16 protein-coding genes are annotated in these 20,904 nt (G+C 36.8%); 10 read left to right on the top strand and 6 right to left on the bottom strand.

Going from position 1 to position 20,904, the window contains the following annotated elements; translation table 11 throughout:
- Positions 1-120: 120 nt before the first annotated feature.
- Together BC781_RS19250 and BC781_RS19245 are read right to left on the bottom strand one after the other, a co-directional pair.
- On the bottom strand, positions 121-1,923 hold the full coding sequence (locus BC781_RS19250; RefSeq protein WP_109620919.1) for an acyl-CoA dehydrogenase family protein: 1,803 nt from the start codon (positions 1,921-1,923) through the stop codon (positions 121-123).
- Positions 1,924-2,229: 306 nt separating this feature from the next.
- On the bottom strand, positions 2,230-3,822 hold the full coding sequence (locus BC781_RS19245; RefSeq protein WP_109620917.1) for a choice-of-anchor I family protein: 1,593 nt from the start codon (positions 3,820-3,822) through the stop codon (positions 2,230-2,232).
- 223 nt (positions 3,823-4,045) lie between these two features.
- Between BC781_RS19245 and BC781_RS19240 the strand changes: the two genes are divergently transcribed.
- From BC781_RS19240 to BC781_RS19225, 4 genes are all read left to right on the top strand, one after another.
- A complete protein-coding gene (locus BC781_RS19240) occupies positions 4,046-4,726 on the top strand; it encodes a DsbA family oxidoreductase (protein WP_109620915.1) in 681 nt (226 codons plus the stop codon).
- A 270-nt stretch (positions 4,727-4,996) separates the two neighbouring features.
- On the top strand, positions 4,997-6,883 hold the full coding sequence (htpG, locus tag BC781_RS19235; protein ID WP_109621436.1) for a molecular chaperone HtpG: 1,887 nt from the start codon (positions 4,997-4,999) through the stop codon (positions 6,881-6,883).
- Positions 6,884-7,193: 310 nt separating this feature from the next.
- On the top strand, positions 7,194-8,933 hold the full coding sequence (locus BC781_RS19230) for a TrkH family potassium uptake protein (RefSeq protein WP_109620913.1): 1,740 nt from the start codon (positions 7,194-7,196) through the stop codon (positions 8,931-8,933).
- 41 nt (positions 8,934-8,974) lie between these two features.
- Positions 8,975-9,685 carry an NAD-binding protein gene (locus BC781_RS19225; protein WP_109620911.1) on the top strand — a complete coding sequence of 237 codons (711 nt, stop codon included), beginning with the start codon at positions 8,975-8,977 and terminating at the stop codon, positions 9,683-9,685.
- A gap of 87 nt (positions 9,686-9,772) precedes the next feature.
- Here BC781_RS19225 and BC781_RS19220 read toward each other — a convergent pair whose 3' ends face one another.
- The 3 genes from BC781_RS19220 to BC781_RS19210 all read right to left on the bottom strand — a co-directional run bounded on the left by BC781_RS19220 (position 9,773) and on the right by BC781_RS19210 (position 14,104).
- The gene (locus BC781_RS19220; protein WP_109620909.1) at positions 9,773-10,228 is read right to left on the bottom strand and encodes a MarR family winged helix-turn-helix transcriptional regulator; all 456 of its coding nucleotides are present in this window, start codon (positions 10,226-10,228) and stop codon (positions 9,773-9,775) included.
- A 559-nt stretch (positions 10,229-10,787) separates the two neighbouring features.
- The gene (locus tag BC781_RS19215) at positions 10,788-11,114 is read right to left on the bottom strand and encodes a hypothetical protein (protein WP_109620906.1); all 327 of its coding nucleotides are present in this window, start codon (positions 11,112-11,114) and stop codon (positions 10,788-10,790) included.
- Between the two features lie 17 nt (positions 11,115-11,131).
- Positions 11,132-14,104, bottom strand: a complete 2,973-nt coding sequence (locus tag BC781_RS19210) for a glycoside hydrolase family 3 N-terminal domain-containing protein (RefSeq protein ID WP_158281527.1) — start codon at positions 14,102-14,104, stop codon at positions 11,132-11,134.
- Between the two features lie 234 nt (positions 14,105-14,338).
- Between BC781_RS19210 and BC781_RS19205 the strand changes: the two genes are divergently transcribed.
- The 3 genes from BC781_RS19205 to BC781_RS19195 all read left to right on the top strand — a co-directional run bounded on the left by BC781_RS19205 (position 14,339) and on the right by BC781_RS19195 (position 17,720).
- The gene (locus BC781_RS19205) at positions 14,339-14,641 is read left to right on the top strand and encodes a hypothetical protein (protein WP_146201735.1); all 303 of its coding nucleotides are present in this window, start codon (positions 14,339-14,341) and stop codon (positions 14,639-14,641) included.
- A gap of 471 nt (positions 14,642-15,112) precedes the next feature.
- The gene (locus tag BC781_RS19200) at positions 15,113-16,897 is read left to right on the top strand and encodes a hypothetical protein (RefSeq protein ID WP_109620900.1); all 1,785 of its coding nucleotides are present in this window, start codon (positions 15,113-15,115) and stop codon (positions 16,895-16,897) included.
- A gap of 148 nt (positions 16,898-17,045) precedes the next feature.
- Entirely contained in the window at positions 17,046-17,720 is a 675-nt protein-coding gene (locus BC781_RS19195; protein WP_109620898.1) for an ABC transporter ATP-binding protein, read from the top strand.
- A gap of 69 nt (positions 17,721-17,789) precedes the next feature.
- On the opposite strand, the gene dusB is transcribed toward BC781_RS19195, so the two are convergent.
- Entirely contained in the window at positions 17,790-18,785 is a 996-nt protein-coding gene (gene dusB, locus BC781_RS19190) for a tRNA dihydrouridine synthase DusB (RefSeq protein ID WP_109620896.1), read from the bottom strand.
- 147 nt (positions 18,786-18,932) lie between these two features.
- Between dusB and BC781_RS19185 the strand changes: the two genes are divergently transcribed.
- From BC781_RS19185 to BC781_RS19175, 3 genes are read left to right on the top strand one after another with little or no spacing between them, the layout of a single operon-like run.
- The gene (locus tag BC781_RS19185; protein WP_109620894.1) at positions 18,933-19,871 is read left to right on the top strand and encodes a CPBP family intramembrane glutamic endopeptidase; all 939 of its coding nucleotides are present in this window, start codon (positions 18,933-18,935) and stop codon (positions 19,869-19,871) included.
- Positions 19,864-20,082, top strand: coding sequence for a DUF2007 domain-containing protein (locus tag BC781_RS19180; RefSeq protein WP_109620891.1), 219 nt, complete (start codon positions 19,864-19,866; stop codon positions 20,080-20,082). The genes BC781_RS19185 and BC781_RS19180 overlap by 8 nt, the downstream gene beginning before the upstream one ends.
- Positions 20,066-20,902 (top strand): phosphatidate cytidylyltransferase, encoded by an 837-nt coding sequence (locus BC781_RS19175; RefSeq protein ID WP_109620890.1) that lies wholly within the window; start codon positions 20,066-20,068, stop codon positions 20,900-20,902. The genes BC781_RS19180 and BC781_RS19175 overlap by 17 nt, the downstream gene beginning before the upstream one ends.
- Positions 20,903-20,904 lie beyond the last annotated feature (2 nt).

The following is a 20,904-nucleotide window of genomic DNA, read 5'->3' as shown; positions in this document are numbered from 1 at the left end:
GAATTCTTTTGACTCTTTACAAGTAAAACATTCTTGATTTTGGACAATAAAAAAGTGCTATCGAATCGATAGCACTTTTTCCACGTGTAACCAAGTATTTGATAATCATCTGTATTTCTACTAGAAAATGTATTCTTCTTTATCCACTATTGCATCAGCGATTTCTCTGCGCATAGCGTGTGTATTTTTGTAATCAATCTTCACAAATCGTTTCAAGCCCATCAACATTACTTTCATTTCATCGCTGCTTGCGATTACTGGAATAGCCTCTCTTGCATTTTGAGCAATTTTCTCAACTGCTTCTTGCAAGTAAGCTTTTGCAATATTGATTTGAAGCTTACACTCTTCTTCACCTTTTTGAGCAACCAATTTCTCAGCTCTCAAGATTGCTGACTCTGCTGCATAGATTTCAATCAACATATCAGCAATGTTCATCAATACTTCTTGCTCATCATTCAATTTTGCTTCGAATTTCTGAACTGATTTACCCGCTACCATCAAGGCTGCTTTCTTCAAGTTCTTCAGAATTTCTTTTTCCTCATTGAATAGCACTGAAGTATCAATTGTTTGGAATGAAGGAATAGAAGTCAATTCTTTCGCTACATCCATTGCAGGTCCCATGATGTCAAGCTGACCTTTCATTGCCTTTCTGACCATCATACCTACAAGAAGCATACGGTTGATCTCATTTGTACCTTCGTAAATACGAGCGATACGAGCATCACGATAAGCTCTCTCCATTGGCGCGTCCGCCGAGAAGCCCATTCCTCCGTAAACTTGAACTCCTTCGTCTACAACGTAGTCCAATGCTTCCGATCCGAATACTTTAGCAATTGCACACTCTACAGCAAACTCTTCTGTTCCTTTCAGTTTTGCTTGCTCTGAGTCCATGCCATCTGCAACTAAAGCATCAATTTTATCTTCAACGTCTTGACCCGCACGGTAACATAATGCTTCCGTTACGAAAGTCTTGATCGCCATTTCTCCTAATTTGTGCTTGATCGCTCCGAAGTTTGCGATTGGTGTTTTGAACTGCTTACGTTGTTTTGCATAAACAGCTGCATTTTTGATTACCTCACGGCAACCACCCAATACACCCGATCCCAATTTGATACGACCGATGTTAAGAATATTCACTGCGATTTTGAAACCATTCTCTCTTTCAGAAAGCATGTTTTCTACAGGAACCTTACACTCGTTAAAGAATACTTGACGTGTAGAAGAACCTTTGATACCCATTTTCTTCTCTTCTTCACCGAAAGTGATTCCACCGAAATCTTTTTCTACGATGAATGCTGTCAAGTTCTTGTCGTCCTCAATTTTCGCGAACACGATGAAGATATCTGCAAAACCTGCATTTGAGATCCACATCTTTTGTCCTGTGATCAAGTAGTGCTTTCCATCATCAGTAAGCACTGCTTTTGTTTTTCCTGAGTTAGCATCCGATCCTGCGTCTGGCTCTGTCAAACAGTAACAAGCACCCCACTCACCCGTTGCTAGCTTAGGAACATATTTTGATTTTTGCTCTTCGTTACCGTAGTAAAGAATAGGCAAAGTACCAATTCCTGTATGTGCTCCGTAGGTTGTTGAAAACGCACCCGAAGCTCCCATAATATCAGCGATTAGAAGTGAAGTATTAAAGCTCATTCCTAATCCACCATAATTTTCTGGTACAGATACACCCAGTAATCCTAGTTCACCAGCTTCTTTGAAAAGTTCAAGCAAAAGCTCTGGCTCTTTCATACTGTCTAGACGCTCTGCCACAGGGTTAATACGAGTGTCAACAAAATCTTTAGTGGCTTGCGCCATCATACGTTGTTCCTCTGTAAAGTCCTCTGGGATAAAAATATCTTGTGCATCAGTAGCTCTGATCAAAAACTCGCCACCTTTGATAGCGCTTTTCTTGTTAGCAAATGTGTTCATTGGTATATGTGTGTTGTAATTATAGTTAGTGTTGTCTAAGAGAATTACGAATGCTTTTTAGTATGCATGCATAACTTTCTGCTTTAGCAAATATAAAAAAATTATTATGCATGCATAATAATTTGAGAGAAAATTATCGACGAAAATTGAAATAACAGTAAAATCAACACTAAAAACACATTTTTGAGGATTTTGAGATATGTAAAAAAGTAAAATACTCGAAGGTCGAACCTAGTATATGAGATAAAAAAAGGTAAGCCACCAATCTGTGACTTACCCATTTTAAAAATATATAAAAGAAGAATACTACCCTTCAATTAATTTTGGAGAAAAAGCATAAACAGTTCCATCATCTTCACAAGTAACTACTAAGATAGATTCACCTGTTGGGCTATCTTCTGCATTTATAAATAACATTCCTTCAGGAGCATCACCTACAGAAAGCATACTCAAATATACTGGAGACGAAGGAGTTGTCACATCGTAAACCGCTACAGCGTCAACTCTTTCCAAACCTACAAAAGCAATCATACGGTTATTTACACTACCTACTACTACGCCCTCTGGTTCTACTGATTTATCATCTGATCTGCCGTCTTCATAAACTCCTGCCGCAATTGCTCTACGGTCCAGATCATCTCCAGAATCAAACACCAATTGTCCGTTTGCATCCCAAATTGAGAATGATCTTGCACCATAAGTATACACTTTTTCATAAAGACCATCTTGATTTAAATCCCCTTCAGTAGTCATCACTTTCCATCTACCAAAATTTTCTTCCAATAGGATTTCATCAGCATTTGGAAATGCTACTGGGTCTAAATCTAATTTCTTTAATCTTGACTCATCTGTAAAAGATAGACAGCCATCTTCTTCATCAAAATCACCTCCGTTTGCATCGCATGTAGCTTCATCTGCATCATAGAAATACTCTCTACCATCACCTTCATTTGCAGAAATGATATACTCGGCTCCATTTACGTTGAAAGTAGCAATTGCATCAGGTTGATAAACACCATAAATATTTGCAGGCACATCTCTCAACTCTATTTTATTGTCTTTATCAGAAGGGTCTACTTGAAGTCCTAAAGCATTGTAATCTTTTGTACCTAAAGCAACCAAATCAGTGATTGACTTTGAAGCAATATCAACAATAGCTAAACCATTATTTTCTTGTAGCGCTATGTATGCTGTTTTTGAGTCAGAGGAAACTGAAATATATTCAGGCTCTACATCAGCATCCAATGAAGCGTCAAGTCCCGCGACTCTAAAACCTGCAGCCTCCAAACTACTTTCTTCATTATTAAAAGAAGTAAAATTAAGCTGAGTTTCATAGAAAGTTCCTACTTCAATGATCGTTATTCCTCCTTTCGGATCTACTGAATAATCATCACTTGGCTCTCCTTCGTTGGCAGCTAAAATGTATTTTGCATCTGGTGAAAAGGTTACCATATCAGGCAATGCCCCTGTCTCTACTTCGGCTACTTTTGAAAGGTCTGAAGTATTCCACACCACCACTTTACCGTTGTCTGTTGACTCATCAGCTTCAATAGCTGCAGCTAAGTAATCTCCACCTACTGCTACACTATTTACTCCACCTCCAAAACTAGTAATATCGATTGAAGACACTATAGACATATTGGTAGGGTCTGAAAAATCAACCACATCAATACGACTATCACCAGCATTATTTACCACAAAAAGTTGATTTGTTTTTGCATCAAAAGCTGCAATTTCAGCTGCTCCTTCACCACCTTCCAATTCAATTTTACTCACTTGAGTAAATGACGATGGTTCTTCATTTGGAATCTCAAAACCGCCAGTATTATCATCATCACTTGTACAAGCTTGAGTTGCTAGCAAGGCTAATAAGCCCACAGTTTGAAAAAATTGTTTCATTTGTTCTTGGTTACAATAGTTTGTTTTCAGATTTCCACAAACTTGTCACGCACAATTCGCTCTAGAATTAAGTCTACTTTAAATTCAAATGATATATCATCTTCCAAAATGAACACACCGTTTCATACCTCATAACCTAAATGAATAGTAATTCTAAACAATATGAATTATATGACGTTTAAAAAGTTGTTATGTAAATAAAAATCATACACAGAACTGAGAAATGACTAAAAAACTAAAAATAGATATTGTTTCAGACGTTGTTTGCCCATGGTGCTATGTAGGGAATAGTCGTTTGGAAAAAGCTTTAGCAGAAAATAAAGATATCATGGCCGAAATCACTTGGCATCCGTTCCAACTTCACCCAGATGTGGCGAAAGGACAAAACTTAAATGCAGCTGAATTTTTAGGCAATAAATACCAAAGAGACCCTCAGCCTATGATTGATCAGATGCAGCAAGTTGCCGATCAAGAAGGGGTAGAAATGAACTTCGATAAAGTATTGAACATCCCAAATACGTTGGATGCGCATCGTTTGATGCATTACGCTAGAGAGGAAAAGAAAGACACAGAACTTTCTCTGACTTTATTCAAAGCCTATTTCGTAGAAGGAAAGGATATGGAAAATAAAGACATTTTGGTTGAATGCGGAAAACAAGCTGGACTTTCGGAAGAAGCGATTAGCAAATTTGATAGCTCAGAAGAAGCTCTTCAAAGCGTAATTGCGGAAGAAACACAATTCCGAAATGCTGGAGTTTCTGCAGTACCAACATTCATTATCAATGACAAATTCATGATTCAAGGTGCTCAACCTGCCGAGGTATGGAAACAAGCCTTTGAACAAATTGAAGGACTCCCATTGGATGATGCCAATGCTTGTGGTCCTGATGGTTGCGAGATATAAACACGAGCCACACTAAAGAACATCAACCACGCTATAATATTACTCATCGAACATCAATTTTAAAGCCTACCCTGTCACTGACTTAAGGGTAGGTTTTTTCTTATTCTGACCTGTCAGACCTAAAAAATGTCATGCCTTTTCTTATTTCATTTACATAAAACTGTCAAAATTACAGACTTGAACGGATTGGAACAGATTCTGTCTATCGGTCAAGCAGAATTATTCACTTTTATATTCGAAAATCAAGAAATTAAAAATATAAAAACCGTTATGGCTGTTAAAGGTAAAATTTCAGTAAACACCGAGAATATCTTTCCGATCATTAAGAAGTTTCTTTATTCAGATCATGATATTTTCTTAAGAGAATTAGTTGCCAATGCTGAGGATGCTTCTCAAAAGCTACAAAAATTGGCTTCAATGGGAGAATTTAATGGAGAGCTTGGCGATTTGAACGTAAAAATTTCAATCGACAAAGAAGCGGGTACATTGACTATCTCTGACCGTGGTTTGGGTATGACTGCTGAGGAAGTAGAAAAATACATCAACCAAGTCGCGTTCTCTGGTGCAACTGAATTCGTTGAGAAATTCAAAGACGAAGACACTTCTAACATCATCGGTAAATTTGGTCTTGGTTTCTACTCAGCATTTATGGTGTCTGACAAAGTAGAGATCGTTACTAAATCATACAAAGAAGGTTCACAAGCCGTAAAATGGAGCTGTGATGGTTCTATTGAGTTTGAAATCACTGATGCTGAAAGAGCTGAAAGAGGTTCTGACATTATTCTTTATGTGAATGAGGATTCTAAAGAATTCTTGGAAGATCACCGCATCTCAGAGATCTTGAACAAATACTGTAAGTTCATGCCTATCCCTGTGATCTTCGGTACTGAGACTGAAACGATCAAAGAAGGTGAAGGCGATGATGCGAAAGAAGAGAAAATCGAGAAGGAAAAAGTAATCAACAACACGGCTCCACTTTGGACTAAAGACCCTAAAGAGCTTTCGGACGAAGATTACAGAAACTTCTACAAAGAGCTTTACCCTTACGGAGAAGAGCCACTATTCTGGATTCACTTGAACGTTGATTACCCATTCAACCTAACAGGTATCCTTTACTTCCCTAAGATCAAAAACGATATCACTCAACACCAAAACAAGGTACAATTGTACTCTCGCCAAGTGTTTATCACTGATGAAGTGAAAGACATCTTGCCAGAGTTCTTGGGCTTGATGCACGGTGTGATTGATTCTCCAGATATTCCATTGAACGTTTCTCGTTCGTACTTGCAGTCGGATGCAAACGTGAAGAAAATCAGCAACTATATCACTCGTAAAGTAGCTGACAAATTGAATAGCTTGTTCAACTCTGACCGTGAAGGTTTCGAAGCGAAATGGGAAAGCATCGGTTTGTTCGTAAAATACGGAATGATGAGCGATGAGAAATTCTTCGACAAGGCTAAGAAATTCTGTTTGTACAAGAACATGGACGACAAGTTGTTCACATTCGACGAGTACAAAGCGAAAATCGAGGCTGAACAAGTTGATAAAGACGGAAATCACGTATTCTTATATACAACAAACCCAGGTCAGCAACACACTTACATCGAGTCTGCAAAACGTAAAGGCTACGATGTATTGAAGTTCGATAGCATGATCGACAATCACTTTGTGAGCAACGTTGAGCAAAAGCTAGAGAAAGTTCAATTGAAGCGTGTAGATGCGGATACCGTAGAGAAATTGGTAGAAAAAGAAATTTCTATGGAATCTCTACTTTCTGAAGACGATCAAAACAAAGTAGTTGAAATCTTCAAGAAGGCATTGGGTAATGACAACATGGACTTACAAGTTCAAGCACTTCCTGCTGAAGAAATGCCAGTAAGTATCGTTCTTCCAGAATTCATGCGTAGAATGAAGGAAATGGCAGAAATGCAAGGCGGAGGCGGAATGTTCGGAATGGGCGATATGCCAGGTTCTAAGAACATCGTGATCAACGCAAACAACCCAATGGTTGAGCGTATCTTGAAATCAGAGGATGAAACTGCACAAAACACTTTGGCTCGTCATGCGTATGACTTGGCTCAATTGTCACAAGGTTTGTTGACAGGTGCTGAGCTTTCTGCTTTTATCGCTCGTGACCTTGAGATCATGAATAAATAAGAAATCTAGCCGTATAGCTAATCATAAATAGTCTTTCGACTGACTCTTAAAATTAAACTCCCGAAGGTGAAATTTCATCTTTGGGAGTTTTTTTATAGGCCACTTTCAACTTATCGTCTTCCTAAAAAATCAAATTCAACACATCCGACCATTTTTTTCTCAAATAAAGTGTTCTCTATTTGTTACTCCCTCTAATCAGATTAGGAAATATTAATGCGCTGATTATTTTTCTTTTACTTCTTTAGAGGGGTACTTTGCAATCAAACATGTAATACGATAAGTAGACGGGATTAATTTGTAGTTAAGTTGTATGGAAACATCTTATGAAGTACTCCGACGGTACATCGATAAAGCAGAGGTGATTCTTGGGGGATGTGCACTAGTACTTATGATTAGCTACTGGGGCTTTGAATTCAATCACAATGTAAATGTTCTCATTCTTATTATGAGTGAGGTAATCGCTCTTCTTTTTACAGCATTTACCTACGGAAAGGTCATTTTAGGAAAAAAGAAACTACATCATTATCTCCGCAAAGACATACTTGACCTATTGCTCTCCAGTGTAATTTTACTCTTTATTTTTACAGAAAATATATTTCTAGCTCATAGAGATGAACAGTTTGTCAGGCATATAAAAACCGTTTATGTCCAAGCTCTTCAAATTTATATTTTCCTAAAAGCACTCATCTACCTCATTCTCCACCGAGAAAAGTGGCTTTATTTCTCTAAAAAACCAGTGAGAGTGATGGTTTCCTCATTTCTAAACCTAGTCATAGCAGGTACACTTCTTCTCAAATTGCCCAATGCAACAACAAACGGTATAGAATGGATTGATGCACTGTTTATTTCTACTTCTGCTGTCTGTGTCACAGGATTAAGTACACTAAACCTAGCCACTGATTTCACTACTTTTGGACAAGTGGTCATCATGATATTATTCCAACTCGGAGGACTCGGAATTCTGACATTGACATCCTTTGCTGTTCTACTTCTTCGTCGGAATATGTACTTGAAAGATCAATTCATGCTACAGGAAGCCTTAGACCAAGACAATATTAATTTCATTGGGAAAACACTCAAAAATATTATTATTCTGACACTCATGACGGAGATTATAGGTGCCCTAACCTTATATCTTATTTGGGAAAATTCTCTCTCTCATGATACTCCAGATGTTTATTTCCATGCCTTATTTCACTCCATTTCGGCTTTCTGTAATGCAGGATTTAGTACTTTCCCTCAAGGACTTCAAGCACCAGAACTCGCCAATGATATTCCATCTGGCTTTGTCATTTGTGCGCTCATCTGTATTGGAGGAATAGGTTCATATACAATCAGTGATCTGTTTACAGTTGAGAAAAACAAACTCTCGATGAACCGAGGACTTAGCTTTCAAAGTAAATGGATTCTAAAAATTTCATTTATCCTGACTTTTGGAGGAGCATTTCTTATATGGCTTTGTCAGTGGAGTAGTTGGCAAGATTTACCTTGGTGGCAACAGCTTCATTACTCCATGTTTTCAAGTGTCACCTGTAGAACTGCCGGTTTTTCAGTTGTAGAAATGGGTGATTTGCTTTACCCGACACTCATGATTATGATCTTGCTCATGTATGTTGGTGGAGCTCCAAACTCAACTGCCGGAGGGATTAAGGTCACAACTTTATTTGTCCTTGTGTCATATTTCTTTTCTAAAATTAAAGGGCGAAGTCAAGTTCATATCGATTGGCATACGATTTCAGAAAGTAGTATTCAGCGAGCACTCATTGTGTTTGTTCTTTCTATGATTACGATATTTTTCACCATACTTACACTCACTATAACAGACAGTCAGTTTGCATTCGAAGACTTAGTTTTTGAAAGTATTTCTGCCTTAAGTACAGTAGGTGTCAGCAGAGGAATTACAGCCTCTTTTTCTCCACTAGGAAAACTGACACTCACTATTGTTATGTTCTTTGGACGTGTAGGGCTATTTACCTTTGCTTTTGCCTTAGGAGGGAAAAGTCAAGATCCTGTTTATCAATATCCGATCACAAATATTAGTGTCGGATAAAAAGAGCAGATTGAAAGGTTTAAAATAAAATTGAATTTATAATGTTTAGTAGTTCGCAAAGATTTGTTCTTATAGGAATTGGCGCTTTCGGGAAAGAAATTGCAAGGACACTGACCCAACACCATGCTGAAGTTTTGGTGATTGATCATTTATCTGATAATGTAAATCAGCTTAAAATAGAAGGTTTTGAATATGTCGTCCATGCACCTGTATTGGACATGACACTTCTCCGTAAATTTGTCAAACAAGACGATATTGTTATTCTTTCAAGAGGTGATGCTTTTGAGGATAAACTATTACAAGCTGAAATGTTGAAAGACTTAGGCGTTAAGAAAATATACGCGCGTGCAGCCAAAGATATTCAATATAAAATCATGAGTCGAATGGAACTGACTCGTGTTCTTTTCCCTGAAAAACTAGAAGCGAAAAGATTTGCCTTAGAGCTCTTAAATAAAGGAGTTGTTTCAATGGACGAAATTGCACCTAATTTCTTTATTACAGAATTCAGAATTCCTTCTAAGTTCATTGGAAAAACCATTCACGAACTTCAAATTCGTTCAACACATCGTGTGAACATTATCGCTTTAAAAGAAATCGTTGAAGATCATCAAGAACGCTCAAAGCAAGTTTGCAATACATACAGCTGGGGATTTGAGAATACACCTCTTCAAGAAAATCACAGGCTTCTAACTGTTGGAGAAGAAAGTTATATCAAGCAATTCAAAGAATACATTATTCATGAAGATGTCTAGAAAAAAGAAAGTCAGTGCATAATACACTGACTTTCTTATACCCCAAAAATTGATAATCTAATTATAAAAAATTGTATCCAAACCTTATTATTTCTTCTCTTCGTATGCCGCTATGATATTGTCAATCATAACAGTCAAACTCTGATCGATGACATTCAATTGGTCGTTGTCTAAGCCTTTTGTGATAATTTTGTTCGTATTTACTGAAATTTCAGCAAGTTCATCTTGAACACCTTTCCCTTTCTTCGTCAAGAACAACAACTTCTTACGCTTATCACTTTCGTGAGCTTTACGCTCAACCATATTACTTTTTTCTAAGTTGTCGATCAAACTTGTGATACTTGCTTTATTTTTCTGAAATTCCTCAGCAAGTGCTTGTTGAGGTACACCTTCATTGTCTTTCAAAAACTGAAGTACAGCCCATTGTTCGCGAGTGATATTGTAACCTGCTTGTACGAAATGTTTGTCTAGCAGATTTCCAGACAATCTGCCTACCTTACCGATAAGCATGTCTACTTTTCTCCTTAATTCTTTTTTATTCATAACCCTTTTTGGTTTGGATTGTATTAATAAGTATAGATTTATTGCGACTGTTTATGTGTAGAATTACACGATAGATATTTAATATATAGTCTCTTTGATCATTAAATTTCTGACGGGAAATTCTGATCGTTAATAGTTAGTTCCCCTTAAGGAGATATAGTAATAAAAACTTTGTTCTTACGAGATTACACATAAGAGCTTGGTAGTAAGTTCATATGTTCAAACATTATATTACGAAAGAAAGTTTAATATATGAAAGGTTAAACAGCAAAATTTATAAAATTGTAGCAATTTTCACATAACCAAGTCTTTCTATTCCTTCTCATATAATAGTTAGGACTTCGCTTTTACTTGTTCATTATATATTTATTAGCTAAAATTGCATTATTGACAAATATTAAAATAGATCTTAACTATGAATATCCTAGCAATCGCTGCCATTTGTTTTATGGTACCTCCGATGATTGGTGCTTTGATTTATGGATACACAGTTTTCAAAAAGAAAAGTTTCTAATTGAATAACCCTTTGCACTAAACATCAGTACAAAGGGTTTTTATTTTACTCTTCGGGAAGATCTAGCTGAAATTCCAAATAGAAGTCTAATGCTTCTTTATAAATTTCATCAATACTTTTATTTCGTAAATCTGCTAGCTTTTTATATTTGATTTCTAGTACATTATCTATAAATGCTGATCGCTCCTTTTCACTAGTTTCTTCTAATTCTATACTTAACTCTTCTGATTTTTTTTCAACGGTTGTTTCATGAATGAAAGTTTTGACTGTCTCACTTTTTGTGGTTTCAAACTCTTTTTCATCGTTCCCTGCTTTATCTACCTTTTGAAATAAAGAGTTTAAACTCGCTCGAATTTTTTCCTTTCGTTTCATTATTGTACCGTTAGATCTTACTGTTCTTGTTCAAACACATGGTCTTCCTCCTTCACAATTCCCATAGATCTATAAATTACGGATTGTATACGTTCTCTGATGTTCTTTTTTACTAGCTTCTTATTACGTGCGTAAGGATATACTCTATTTGAAAGAAACACATAGACAAGATTATACTCAGGATCAGCCCATGCACAAGTTCCTGTAAATCCAGTATGCCCGAAAGTATCGGGAGAAGCGGCAAAAGAAGTTGGTCCATAACCTTTTTCTAAGCTAAAACGAGGTTTATCCCAACCTAAAGCTCTATGATTTCCGATATCGCTATAGGGCTGAGAATTATAGAGTTCCATTACTTCCTTTTTGAAAAAGCGTTGTCCGCCATAATACCCTCCTTGTAAATTCATTTGCATCAGTACAGCTAAATCATATGCATTACTGAACAGACCTGCATGCCCTGCCACCCCTCCCCATAAAGCAGCAGAAGGGTCATGAACATATCCTCTCACAAGGTTTTTCCGATAATAATTATCTAGCTCAGTTGGTACTACTCTATAATAGTTAAACTTATCAAGTGGATTATAGCTCATTGTTCGTAACCCCAATGGAAGGTAAAACTTTTCGCTCAAGAAATCATTTAGGTTTTGCTCAGTCTGTCTTTCTATGATTTTTTGGAAAATATAATAGCCCAAGTCACTATACTTATAAGGATAAATGCCGTTAATATTCGGGTCTGAAGAAATCCCTCCATCTAAAAACCATTTCCACATATCATCTTTGATACTATCTTTTGCATATACCTTATTGGAAACTCTCACTGAAAATCCTGGTGCTGGATTTCGTCTGATGTATTTATAATTAAATGATCTTCCATTCTTCACTTTACCCCAAAAGAAATAGCCAATTTTTAGCCCAGCACAATGCATCAATATATTTTTGATGACCATATCTCCTTTATTGGTAGTATCTGTTTCGGGTAAATGTTCTCTTACTCTCTGATGAATATCTAGACTACCTTGGTCAGTCAGGTACATTAAACCTTGTAGGGTTCCTGCTACTTTAGTTATAGAAGCTAGGTCATAAATTGAGTTCTTATTAATCTTCCTCGCTCTTTTATACGTCTGATAACCAAAGGCTTTTTCATAGATTATTTTTCCATCTTTAGCCACCAATACTTGACAACCTGGCATCGCCTCTTCTTTTATTCCCTTCTTCACGATCTCATCAATTCCTTTCAATACCTCACTATCCATCCCTACATTTTCTGGATAAGCATAACCTAAACGTCCTATTGATTTCAATCTAATTCCGGTACCAACTGGAAGGTCTGTATCTACAGAAACAGGTAATACTCCCTTTGCTTCTATAGCTCCAAAAACCAATTGAGCAACGGATTCTTGCATAATCGGTATTTGCTCATAAGCACAAATCAGATGTTCTGCATCTTGCAAGTATTTCATACCATAAGGTGAGCCAAAAACAACAGTAATTACCTTTGTGTATTGTTGTAAAGTTTGAATAGCATTTATAACAGATGAGCTAATTCCAAAACGCTTATTCGCATTGTTGGAGGAAGGATAAATACCAAGTACAATTACGTCTTGACTTTTTAGAGTCGGTAAATAACTCTTCAATTTTTCAGCAGGGAAAGTACTCCCTTTAAAAACATACTTTTTGAAATCCGTATATGTTTCTAAACCCTTAACGAAGGGGGATGAGTCACCTCCTACTGTCACTACAGCAAACTTCTTCATGTATGTACCTTTAATCGGAATAACATCTTGTTTATTCCTTACCACAGTGATGGCTTGTTCATACAAATCTCTTCGTAATGCTTCTGCTGCAGGAGAATGCAAGTCCGACTCAATATTCTGAGTCTTAATTTTCTTTCTTTTGTGAAGTCCAGCAAAATATTTCGCCTTTAGAATTCGTCGAACCTTTTCATCTAATACTTCAATGTTGAAATCGCCCTTATCAAACGCTGATTTAATTGCTTTCACGCCTTTACTTAAGCTGATCGGTTTTAAGATCACATCATTCCCTGCCATAAAGGCCTTTAACTCAGCATTCCCTCCTGAATATAATTTTGAAATCTTTTGCTGATTTAGCGCTTCAGTGACAACCAAACCATCAAAAGCTAAATCTTCACGGAGTATACCTTCAATACTTTTGGCAGAAAAAGACAAAGGCATACCTTTTTGGTCATCTATAGATGGAACACTCAAGTGCCCTAACATTGTGCTCTTCAAGCCAGCATCTATCAGTCTTTTAAAAGGAAACATACTTTCCCCTTTCAGCTCTTCTATATTTTTATCAATTTCAGGTAAAAGCTTTTCACTTCTTTCTAAGCCCTCATTTCCAGGAAAGTGTTTTGCACAAGCCAATACTTTATTGTATTGTATTCCCTTCATGTAGGCTAGCCCTTTTCTAGCTACCCAATCTTTATTTTCACCATAAGACCTCTCCCCATTCAATGTTTTATCTGCCTCATTATTGAAATCAAGTGCTGGAGCAAAATTCATATTAACTCCAATCCTCTGGCATTGACGCGCTATTTCAGCCCCCATGTTATAGAGAAAAATATTATTCTGAATAGCTCCAAGAGTTAGGGCATTGGGATAAGTAATGGCATCACTTAAACGCTCACCTAATCCATTTTCGCCTTCAATACCAACAAGTAATGGGATTGTGCTAGATAACTGATATTGATTCGTAATCTCGGCTTGCTTCTTACTTTTACCTTGAGAAAAAACTACTCCTCCTATTTTATAATCTCTTATCATTCTTTGTACACTCTCTCGGCTTCCTTTGACATTGGGGCGTACTTCAACCATAAATAGTTGTCCTATCTTTTCTTCTAAACTGAGGGTATTCAAGAGGCTATCAGCCCATTGTTCCGAAGGGTCATAATTTGCTTGAGCCAAAATGGGTCGAGGAGCAAATAACAATGTGCTTACAATAAGTAAAGGTATAAGTCTGATAACCTGTTTCATCTTTGGGTATAAAATGGAGCAGAGTAGCATTCAAATTAGGTTAATAATTGTAGTAGGTATGACTAGTTAGTATTTGGCATAATTGTAAATTAATAAATATCTACAAATCAGTTTGATAGAAATCACTAGATAAAGTACATAAGGACAGACTTATTCATGGAATTGTTCAAAAACTAAAGCAGTTCTGAAGATAATTCCTTATTTTTGTTAGGTATCACTAAAGAAAGAATAGCCATGAGACTACCTTCATTTATCAAGTTACCAAGTAATAAACATTTCGATTTCCCTACTCGATTCTATGATGCTGACAAAGAGCGTATAGAAAACCGTAAAAAAGAAATTCAAGCAGAACTTGATGCTGAAAATAGTCAAACAAGGGCTAGCTTAGAAAAGCAGAGAGAAAACTTGAAGAACCGTATAGACTTTTCTCAGTACAGACGTGATCGTGAAGACAGACGCTCTAGTTTTATTTTTGTAACTGTAGGTGCTGTCCTTCTTATTTCATTTTATATCGGTTTTACAATTTGGCTTCAGTAGAATAAAGCTCTATGGTTCATCTTCTGATTATTCTATTTTTTCATCTGCATTTAAAAAGCAAACAAGACCCAAACCCTTAGAATATTCACATTTGAATCATTATTTATTCAGCTAAACCACTTATACCCATAATTTGAGATCAGCATTTTCGCTTTTCGATTATGACAATATTCCTATTCAGAACTCAAAGAAGTACAAACAGCATTTTCAGATATAGATTAATAAATTTGTAGAATGATGTTCTGAAAAATTAAAAAAATATTAAATTTTATTACCCTACCGAATTATCTTTGTACTTATCAAGATACTTTTTTCATTATAGAATTAGCTGGTTGTAAATGACTTCATGCTTGCTTACTTTAGAAATAGACAGCAAGCCCTTTCTAACTTCAGACCTTTGTAAGTGCAATTAAAGGACTTGCCAACCCAGATTTGAATTTCTACCTAAAACCCATTTAACCCGACTAGCGTATGCGACCCTCTATTTTCATATTGTTGTTTATAGTTGGTGTTTCTCTGAACAATGTTTTTGCTAAGCCCTCTTCTAACTTAACTCTGTATTATGAGAGTGATGGTAATTGGATTGAGGCTAAAAAATATATTGATTTTGGAAGCATTCCAGTGAATAATTCCAAGACTCTCAAGCTTAAGCTGAGTAATACTTCGAGTAAAGAAATCAATATTACTGATCTATCATTCTTGTCTAAAGCTCCATTTTCTGTTCGCGGACTGGAGGTAAGTACGCCTTTTACACTAAAGCGAAAAAAAGCTTTAGAATTCAAGCTAAACTTTAAGCCCAATTCAGCCCAAGCTTTTCAACATCAGTTATCTCTAAACTATATACTGAAAGACTCCGCTGTATTTTCAATTGCAGTGAAAGGTAGCGGTGTCGACATCGAAAGTCTTTCCTTCAAAAAAGGAGACTACATGACCACAAAAGGAGGTTTCTGGCCAAGTGATAAAGCCGCAAACAACCAATCCGTTAATGCTGTTTGGTCTAAATTTGATGGAAGAAACTGGATCGAAAGTGAAGAACCTCCGAAAGGGTACAAAAAAGATATTTATATCATGCACCCAATCAAACTGAGAAAAAGCGTATATGCAGCTGGTAAAACGATCTTGAAAGGTGCCTCTGTAAACCTCAATGGTTATAATCTTATCTTAGGAATGACTGGGAGTATTGAAGAACAGACTTCGAATGCTCCTTACCATATTTTTTATGATGATAGCGAAAAAGATGGTGGTAAAGGAATGATTGTAGCCAACCAAAGAAGTATCGATTATAAAAACCTTGAAAAAGATATTGCTGGACTAGGAATTTTCCTTCAACATAATCATACAAAAGAAATGGTTGTAGATATATGGAGAGGACATAGACGCATTGGTCGTGACACAAAAAGCATTCGTAAATACTTTGAAATACAACTCGTGGAAGGGCACATTGAAGGTGGAAGTCTGATGTTTAAATATACGCCTTCAGATTACGCTGAAATCTCTGATCTAAAAGATAAATCAGAGCGCTTTACACTTACCCATCAAACACTTGATTGGGAATACGGACTTGGAATTCCTCATGACCAAATCAAGAATTGTATAGCTCATACAGGAACCGAATTAGCAGGGGTATGGACAATTAGTCCTACAAAGAAAGTTCAAGTTTATCGTTTTGAAGGAGTTTCACTTGGTTCTATATGGGGCTATGAAGTTGACATGGAAAGATCGAGACTACTGTGGTCTACGATGAGTGAAGAAAATGTAAGAAAGTTTGAAGTACAAAAATGCCACGATGGAGTTATTTTTTATCCTGTCGGGAATATGATGGCCAAAGGTTACAATCACGAGGTACAATACTATACTTTCAATGATTTTGAGTTTGATAAATCCTGTTATTATCGCCTAAAGATCATTAGGGAAGACGGAACTTACGAATACAGTCCATTGCAATTTGTCGTTAGAAGAGATGACTTTAAGCCGATTCCTAGCTCAGAATTTGTTCCTTTTGATCAATTACCTGATACTCCACCAGAAGCTTATGATGAAATCAGTTTTAGAATTCCACCAAAGTTTCAGCAGTTATGGTTAAAGCTATATTCTGAAAGTGGAGATATTGTTTTCTCTGCCGAAGGAAAGCAAAAAGAAGTCGAAGAATTACTAAATAAAGCCTTTTACAACTTACAAAAAGACACTTACCTACTAGAGTTTAAGGTAAACGAGAAATTAGGCTATGCGAAAAAAGTCATTGTAGGCTACAAATAAAGAACGTTTCTTATCATCAAACTGTCGGATTGACTATTGTCTATTCGGCAGTTTGCTTTTTCTATGTTGTCTCTTCAGATAGCTAAATCCTTTTCCTACCTTTGGACTTCATTCTGTATCTATTTATACTTTTTGAAGAGGAAGCAACATGAACATCATCGAGACTAAAGCACTAACAAAAACGTTCAATCAAGGAAAACTCAATGAAGTCACTCCTGTAAAAGATATCTCGATTTCTATCAAAAAAGGAGAATGTGTGGTACTAAAAGGTCCTTCCGGCTCTGGTAAAACAACACTTCTCACCTTATTGAGCTGCTTGTCTCGTCCAAGTTCTGGAGGTTATTGGTGCATGGAAGAACAAGTTTCTCGATGGACTGAAAAGTTCTTAACTCGCTTTCGTCAAAAACATATCGGAATTGTATTTCAACATTTCAATCTTATTAAAGGTCTTAGTGTTGAACAAAACATTTATACCCCTCTTCTCCCACTCGGACTATCTGCTAAAGAATTAAAAGCTCAAGCAAGTTTAGCTGCTGAAAAGGTAAATATATCCCAGCGTCTTCAATTTAAGGTAGATACACTTTCTGGAGGAGAACAACAGCGAGTAGCCATTGCTAGAGCATTGGTAGGAAATCCAGAAATCCTTTTTGCAGACGAGCCTACTGCTCACCTCGACCGTGAGAACTCACAAAACATCATGGATGTCTTTACTGAACTCAAAAATCAAGGAAAAACTATTGTGATGACTACGCACGACCCTTTGGTAGAAGAACATTCTTCAGTTGATCGAATTATAGAAATGAAGGACGGGGAGATGGTTTAGTAATCAGCAGAAAAAAAGCCACAACTCTCAAAAGCTGTGGCTCATATTTATAGTCAATACAGGTATTGTTTATACAATAATATCCTTCCCTAAAAATTCATCTTCCAATTCTTTCAAAATATTCTGAGTATCCTCATAAGTATCTGAAGTCACAAGGCGCATACGGTAAGGCTTAAAGTTATTTAGACCTTTGAAATATGCCGTATAATGACGACGCATCTCAAAAATACCTTTACGCTCGCCTTTCCATTCAATAGAAAAATCAAGATGTCTACGACAAGTCGCTAATCTTTCTTCCAAAGTTGGAGGAGGTAGTAACTCCCCTGTCTCACGATAGTGTTTGATTTCTCTAAAAATCCAAGGATAACCAATCGCAGCTCGACCAATCATGATTCCATCTACACCGTATTTTTCCTTGTATTCTACGGCCTTTTCTGGTGAATCAATATCTCCGTTACCGAAAATTGGCATTGTGATGCTTGGATCTTTTTTCACCTCAGCAATAGGATTCCAATCTGCGACTCCCTTGTACATTTGCTGACGAGTACGTCCGTGGATAGTAAGCGCTTGCGTTCCGACATCTTGAAGACGTTGAGCAACCTCATGAATTTTGATGCTGTTACTATCCCATCCCAAACGTGTTTTCACCGTTACAGGAATAGATGTTCTTTTGATGATCTCTTCAGTCATCTTTTGCATTTTAGGAATATCCTTCAGAATTCCTGCTCCAGCACCTTTACAAGCTACTTTTTTTACAGGGCAACCATAATTTATATCAATAATTTCAGGACCTGCCTCTTCAGCAATTGCGGCCGCCTCAATCATTGACTCTATGTTATCTCCAAAAATCTGAATCCCGATAGGGCGTTCGTAATCGTAAATATCAAGCTTCTGTACACTCTTTGCTGCATCACGGATCAGACCCTCTGCAGAAATAAACTCTGTGTACATCACATCAGCACCGTTCTCTTTGCATACCGCACGGAATGGAGGATCACTTACATCTTCCATTGGTGCTAACAATAAAGGAAAATCTCCTAAATCTAAATTTCCTATCTTTGCCACTGTTATATTTTGAATTGAATATTTTTAATATCAGATAACCAGCTTTTTCAACTCTGTTGGGAGCGATTATGTTTATGACTCAAAAGTCATGTCCTCCAAACAGCTACAAGCTTAGTTGTTGTTGAAGCTCACAAAAATACGAAGAAAATGAAGGATTGGAAAATACCACTGTCAGACTCCCCTTATTCTCCCTTTTCAGCCCTATTACGTTTTGCTTTATTAGTAATTGCGGCAGCTTTTGTGGGGCAATTTGTGGTTTTTATTGCACTTCTACCTCTTTCGAACTACGACTTCAACGAAGTAACAAACGTTTTGCAAGCGGCAATGGGTTCCCAACCTGACAAAAAAGTTCTTTTAATAGCACAAGGAATTACTGCTACATTCACATTTATCTTAGCCCCTTTAGCCTACATCAAGTGGGTTGAAAAGAAAGATATTTCTGAAGTATTGGTGAAAAGAGATCACTTTTCCATTCCTCCTCTATTCTTAATGGTACTATTTATGCTATTCATGGGACCAGCACTGCAAGCATTAGTTGAATGGAATGAAGCCTTTGTTTTCCCAGAAAGCTTAAAAGATCTAGAAGCATGGTTTAAGGAAAAAGAAGCTAATGCTATGCGTTTGACCGAAGGAATGCTAGAATTCACTTCCTTTGGCGATTTCTTATTTTCTTTCTTTGTCATTGCAGTTTTGGCTGGTGTAGGGGAAGAAATTGTTTTTAGGGGACTACTTCAACCCTTGTTTTATAGAATCACAAAAAATATGCACGTAGCTATTTGGCTCACTGCATTTATTTTTAGTGCTATTCATTTCCAATTTTACGGATTTTTCCCTCGAATGCTTCTTGGCGCAGTATTCGGATATTTTTATTGGTGGTCAAAGGATATTCGTTATCCAATTTTAGCACATATCTTTAATAATGGCTATATGGTCATCATGACTTACGTAGCCGGATTCGACCCAATTGAGAAAGCAATGGAGGAAAATACAGAGCTTTCACTGCTCAGTATTGGCATTTCTATCGTCGTAAGTAGCCTGATTTTGTTATTTTTCCGTAAAAATTTTAAAAATTCTTTGAATGTCTGAATCAAAAGATTGGGTTTGTATCTTTAAAGATCGCAACTTTGCACATGCTATTATAGTAAAGGATACGCTTATCGAAAGAGGTGTTGAAGCTATAATTATAGATAAAATGGACTCTTCTTATCAAGACTTTGGTGATAGAGAAGTATTCGTCCTTCAAGAACAAGTAGAACTAGCGCAAAAAATCATCGAACAAGATGTCGAATTTGAATAAGCTCTCGGAACTCTGGCAAAGAGTAATAACTGCACTCATTGGTGGTACACTAATTTTGTTTTGTCTTGCTTATAATGAGTGGACGTATTTTGGTATATTCTTCCTTGTCTGTACCCTTACCATGCGGGAATTTTTCAAACTGCTTGGTATCAATGGTAACTTACCGTTGAAATCTTATGGTACATTTTTAGGTTTGGCACTTTATACCATTTCTTTTTGTGTCGAAAAGAAATTCGTGACTGACACCTCATATTACTTCTTGCTTATTGGCTTATCTTCTACCTACATGATCAAGCTATACAGCAAAAGAGATGTGAAGCCTTTCCGAAGCATTGCGTATACCTTTTTAGGGATTCTTTATGTAGCCTTACCATTCTCTTTGATGCACAAAATTGTGCTCATCGAACAACATTATCACTTCGAAATTCTACTTGGTTCTTTATTTATACAATGGGCTAGTGACTCTGGTGCTTATTTCTCAGGAAGAATGCTCGGAAAACATAAACTTTTCGAAAGAGTGTCTCCAAAGAAAACATGGGAAGGAAGTATTGGCGGAGCTGTTTGCGCGCTACTAGTCAGCCAAGGTTGTGCTTATTATTGGGATATCCTCGTGAACTGGCAATGGGCTGCTATTGCTGGTATTATTGTGGTAGCTGGTACTTACGGAGATTTGGTAGAATCATTATTCAAAAGAAGTATCAAGATCAAAGACTCAGGACATGTACTTCCTGGTCATGGTGGTTTCTTAGACAGATTTGACAGTATCTTGATTGCAATGCCATTTATTGTTGCTTTCGTAAAGATTGTTGTGCATCCATAAAT

The sequence above is a fragment of the Sediminitomix flava genome (assembly GCF_003149185.1).
GTDB lineage: Bacteria > Bacteroidota > Bacteroidia > Cytophagales > Flammeovirgaceae > Sediminitomix > Sediminitomix flava.
This window is presented reverse-complemented; position numbering and strand designations above follow the sequence as displayed.

What these genes read in the sequence shown, in the direction of transcription:
- BC781_RS19250 (WP_109620919.1), bottom strand. Translation starts at nt 1,923, where the DNA reads ATGAACACATTTGCTAACAAGAAAAGCGCTATCAAAGGTGGCGAGTTT.
- BC781_RS19245 (WP_109620917.1), bottom strand. Translation starts at nt 3,822, where the DNA reads ATGAAACAATTTTTTCAAACTGTGGGCTTATTAGCCTTGCTAGCAACT.
- BC781_RS19240 (WP_109620915.1), top strand. Translation starts at nt 4,046, where the DNA reads ATGACTAAAAAACTAAAAATAGATATTGTTTCAGACGTTGTTTGCCCA.
- htpG (WP_109621436.1), top strand. Translation starts at nt 4,997, where the DNA reads ATGGCTGTTAAAGGTAAAATTTCAGTAAACACCGAGAATATCTTTCCG.
- BC781_RS19230 (WP_109620913.1), top strand. Translation starts at nt 7,194, where the DNA reads ATGGAAACATCTTATGAAGTACTCCGACGGTACATCGATAAAGCAGAG.
- BC781_RS19225 (WP_109620911.1), top strand. Translation starts at nt 8,975, where the DNA reads ATGTTTAGTAGTTCGCAAAGATTTGTTCTTATAGGAATTGGCGCTTTC.
- BC781_RS19220 (WP_109620909.1), bottom strand. Translation starts at nt 10,228, where the DNA reads ATGAATAAAAAAGAATTAAGGAGAAAAGTAGACATGCTTATCGGTAAG.
- BC781_RS19215 (WP_109620906.1), bottom strand. Translation starts at nt 11,114, where the DNA reads ATGAAACGAAAGGAAAAAATTCGAGCGAGTTTAAACTCTTTATTTCAA.
- BC781_RS19210 (WP_158281527.1), bottom strand. Translation starts at nt 14,104, where the DNA reads ATGAAACAGGTTATCAGACTTATACCTTTACTTATTGTAAGCACATTG.
- BC781_RS19205 (WP_146201735.1), top strand. Translation starts at nt 14,339, where the DNA reads ATGAGACTACCTTCATTTATCAAGTTACCAAGTAATAAACATTTCGAT.
- BC781_RS19200 (WP_109620900.1), top strand. Translation starts at nt 15,113, where the DNA reads ATGCGACCCTCTATTTTCATATTGTTGTTTATAGTTGGTGTTTCTCTG.
- BC781_RS19195 (WP_109620898.1), top strand. Translation starts at nt 17,046, where the DNA reads ATGAACATCATCGAGACTAAAGCACTAACAAAAACGTTCAATCAAGGA.
- BC781_RS19185 (WP_109620894.1), top strand. Translation starts at nt 18,933, where the DNA reads ATGAAGGATTGGAAAATACCACTGTCAGACTCCCCTTATTCTCCCTTT.
- BC781_RS19180 (WP_109620891.1), top strand. Translation starts at nt 19,864, where the DNA reads ATGTCTGAATCAAAAGATTGGGTTTGTATCTTTAAAGATCGCAACTTT.
- BC781_RS19175 (WP_109620890.1), top strand. Translation starts at nt 20,066, where the DNA reads ATGTCGAATTTGAATAAGCTCTCGGAACTCTGGCAAAGAGTAATAACT.